At 52.1% G+C, this 3,455-nt stretch carries 2 rRNA genes; both read right to left on the bottom strand.

Features of this window, described 5'->3' with window-relative positions:
• Positions 1-25: 25 nt before the first annotated feature.
• Positions 26-138: ribosomal RNA gene (rrf, locus tag JL37_RS04620) — 5S ribosomal RNA — on the bottom strand.
• Positions 139-343: 205 nt separating this feature from the next.
• Positions 344-3,226 (bottom strand): 23S ribosomal RNA (locus JL37_RS04615).
• Positions 3,227-3,455: the final 229 nt, after the last annotated feature.

The following is a 3,455-nucleotide window of genomic DNA, read 5'->3' as shown; positions in this document are numbered from 1 at the left end:
ACCTGTGGGGTTTTGAGCAATAAAAGCCTGACGATGACCTACTTTCACAGACGTCCGTCCACTATCATCGGCGCAAAGTCGTTTCACTGTCCTGTTCGGGATGGGAAGGAGTGGGACCAACTCGCTATGGTCGTCAGGCGTAACTGGTTGAGCGGTTGCGGGTTAGCGCAAGCGCTCCAATCTGGGAAGAAACACAACGTGTGGGCGGATCAGAGGCCGAGCTCGATGATCGCGCGCACAGTGGGGTGTAATTGGTGTTGGCTGGCTGCTGACGGGGCAGCCAGATTTTGTATTGAACGACACTTGGAACGCTATACCACCAGGTCATAACCATCAGTGTTATAGGATCAAGCCTCACGGGCAATTAGTATCGGTTAGCTTAACGCATTACTGCGCTTCCACACCCGACCTATCAACGTCCTGGTCTCGAACGACCCTTCAGGGGGATCAAGTCCCCGGGATACCTAATCTTCAGACGAGTTTCCCGCTTAGATGCCTTCAGCGGTTATCTCTTCCGTACTTAGCTACCCGGCAATGCCATTGGCATGACAACCGGTACACCAGAGGTACGTCCACTCCGGTCCTCTCGTACTAGGAGCAGGCTCCGTCAAGTATCCAACGCCCACGGCAGATAGGGACCAAACTGTCTCACGACGTTTTAAACCCAGCTCACGTACCTCTTTAAATGGCGAACAGCCATACCCTTGGGACCGGCTACAGCCCCAGGATGAGATGAGCCGACATCGAGGTGCCAAACACCGCCGTCGATATGAACTCTTGGGCGGTATCAGCCTGTTATCCCCAGAGTACCTTTTATCCGTTGAGCGATGGCCCTTCCATTCAGAACCACCGGATCACTATGTCCTGCTTTCGCACCTGTTCGACTTGTCAGTCTCACAGTCAAGCACGCTTATGCCATTGCACTATCAGCACGATTTCCGACCGTACCTAGCGTACCTTCGAACTCCTCCGTTACACTTTGGGAGGAGACCGCCCCAGTCAAACTGCCCACCATGCACTGTCCCCGATCCGGATAACGGACCAAGGTTAGAACCGCAAACAAACCAGGGTGGTATTTCAAGGATGGCTCCACGTGATCTAGCGACCACGCTTCAAAGCCTCCCACCTATCCTACACAGGCCGGTTCACAGATCAATGCAAAGCTACAGTAAAGGTTCATGGGGTCTTTCCGTCTAGCCGCGGGTAGATTGCATCATCACAAACACTTCAACTTCGCTGAGTCTCAGGAGGAGACAGTGTGGCCATCGTTACGCCATTCGTGCAGGTCGGAACTTACCCGACAAGGAATTTCGCTACCTTAGGACCGTTATAGTTACGGCCGCCGTTTACCGGGGCTTCGATCAAGAGCTTGCACCCCATCACTTAACCTTCCGGCACCGGGCAGGCGTCACACCCTATACGTCGACTTTCGTCTTTGCAGAGTGCTGTGTTTTTAATAAACAGTCGCAGCCACCGATTCTCTGCGACCCCATCATGCTAAGCGCGCAGGCGCTTCACACTACCGGGGTATACCTTCTCCCGAAGTTACGGTATCAATTTGCCGAGTTCCTTCTCCTGAGTTCTCTCAAGCGCCTTGGAATATTCATCCCGTCCACCTGTGTCGGTTTGCGGTACGGTCTCGTACAGCTGAAGCTTAGAGGCTTTTCTTGGAACCACTTCCAATCACTTCGCAAGCAATGCTCGCTCGTGCCACACCCTTGATTTACGCGCCCGGATTTGCCTAAGCGCCATCTTCGATGCGTCAACAGGGACATCCAACACCCTGATGATCTTCCGCGATCCGTCCCCCCATCGCACTGTACGACGGTGCTGGAATATTAACCAGCTTCCCATCAGCTACGCATCTCTGCCTCGCCTTAGGGGCCGACTCACCCTGCGCCGATGAACGTTGCGCAGGAAACCTTGGACTTACGGCGAGGGGGCTTTTCACCCCCTTTATCGCTACTCATGTCAGCATTCGCACTTCTGATACCTCCAGCAGCCTTTACAAGCCACCTTCGCAGGCTTACAGAACGCTCTCCTACCGCGTGCACAAAGTGCACACCCGCAGCTTCGGTTTATCGCTTAGCCCCGTTACATCTTCCGCGCAGGACGACTCGATCAGTGAGCTATTACGCTTTCTTTAAAGGATGGCTGCTTCTAAGCCAACCTCCTGACTGTCTATGCCTTCCCACTTCGTTTCCCACTTAGCGATAATTTGGGACCTTAGCTGGCGGTCTGGGTTGTTTCCCTCTTGAGTCCGGACGTTAGCACCCGGTGCTCTGTCTCCCAAGCTGTACTTGCGGGTATTCGGAGTTTGCCATAGTTTGGTAAGTCGCCATGACCCCCTAGCTATAACAGTGCTCTACCCCCCGCAGTAATACTTGAGGCACTACCTAAATAGTTTTCGGAGAGAACCAGCTATTTCCAGATTTGTTTAGCCTTTCACCCCTATCCACAGCTCATCCCCTAATTTTTCAACATTAGTGGGTTCGGTCCTCCAGCACGTGTTACCGTGCCTTCAACCTGGCCATGGATAGATCATCTGGTTTCGGGTCTACACCCAGCGACTGAATCGCCCTATTCGGACTCGCTTTCGCTACGGCTTCCCTATTCGGTTAACCTCGCCACTGAATGTAAGTCGCTGACCCATTATACAAAAGGTACGCAGTCACCCCACAAGGAGGCTCCTACTGTTTGTATGCATACGGTTTCAGGATCTATTTCACTCCCCTTCCGGGGTTCTTTTCGCCTTTCCCTCACGGTACTGGTTCACTATCGGTCGATCACGAGTATTTAGCCTTGGAGGATGGTCCCCCCATCTTCAAACAGGATTTCACGTGTCCCGCCCTACTTGTCTTACGCTTAGTTCCACACTCAAGATTTCGTCTACAGGGCTATCACCTGCTACGGCCGGGCTTTCCATCCCGTTCGACTATCCTGAATGCTAAAACGTAAAGGCTTTTCCGATTTCGCTCGCCACTACTTTCGGAATCTCGGTTGATTTCTTTTCCTCGAGCTACTGAGATGTTTCAGTTCACCCGGTTCGCTTCCACTGACCTATGTATTCAGTCAGGGATACTGCATTGCTGCAGTGGGTTTCCCCATTCGGATATCTGCGGATCAAAGCTTGTTTGCCAGCTCCCCGCAGCTTTTCGCAGGCTACTACGTCCTTCATCGCCTGTGATCGCCAAGGCATCCACCATATGCACTTAGTCGCTTGATCCTATAACGCTGTAGGCTATAGGACCCTGAGTATTAGCGTTTGTGCCGTTCATAAGTTTCAAAGCAGTCTGAGGTTATTCACCCCAGTCTTGAGAACTTGGAACAAAATTAATGCAATCACAACCCGTACTCATCTTCATCAGCGAAGCTGATTACTCGATGAGCACATTTCGTTGTGCTTCTTCCAGATTGTTAAAGAACAAATATAGCTGTTGGGTAAAACCCAACTC

Source organism: Achromobacter sp. RTa (assembly GCF_000757485.1).
Classification (GTDB): Bacteria; Pseudomonadota; Gammaproteobacteria; order Burkholderiales; family Burkholderiaceae_B; genus Achromobacter.
The sequence above is the reverse complement of the archived record's forward strand: the minus strand, read 5'-3'. Positions and strand labels throughout refer to the sequence as shown.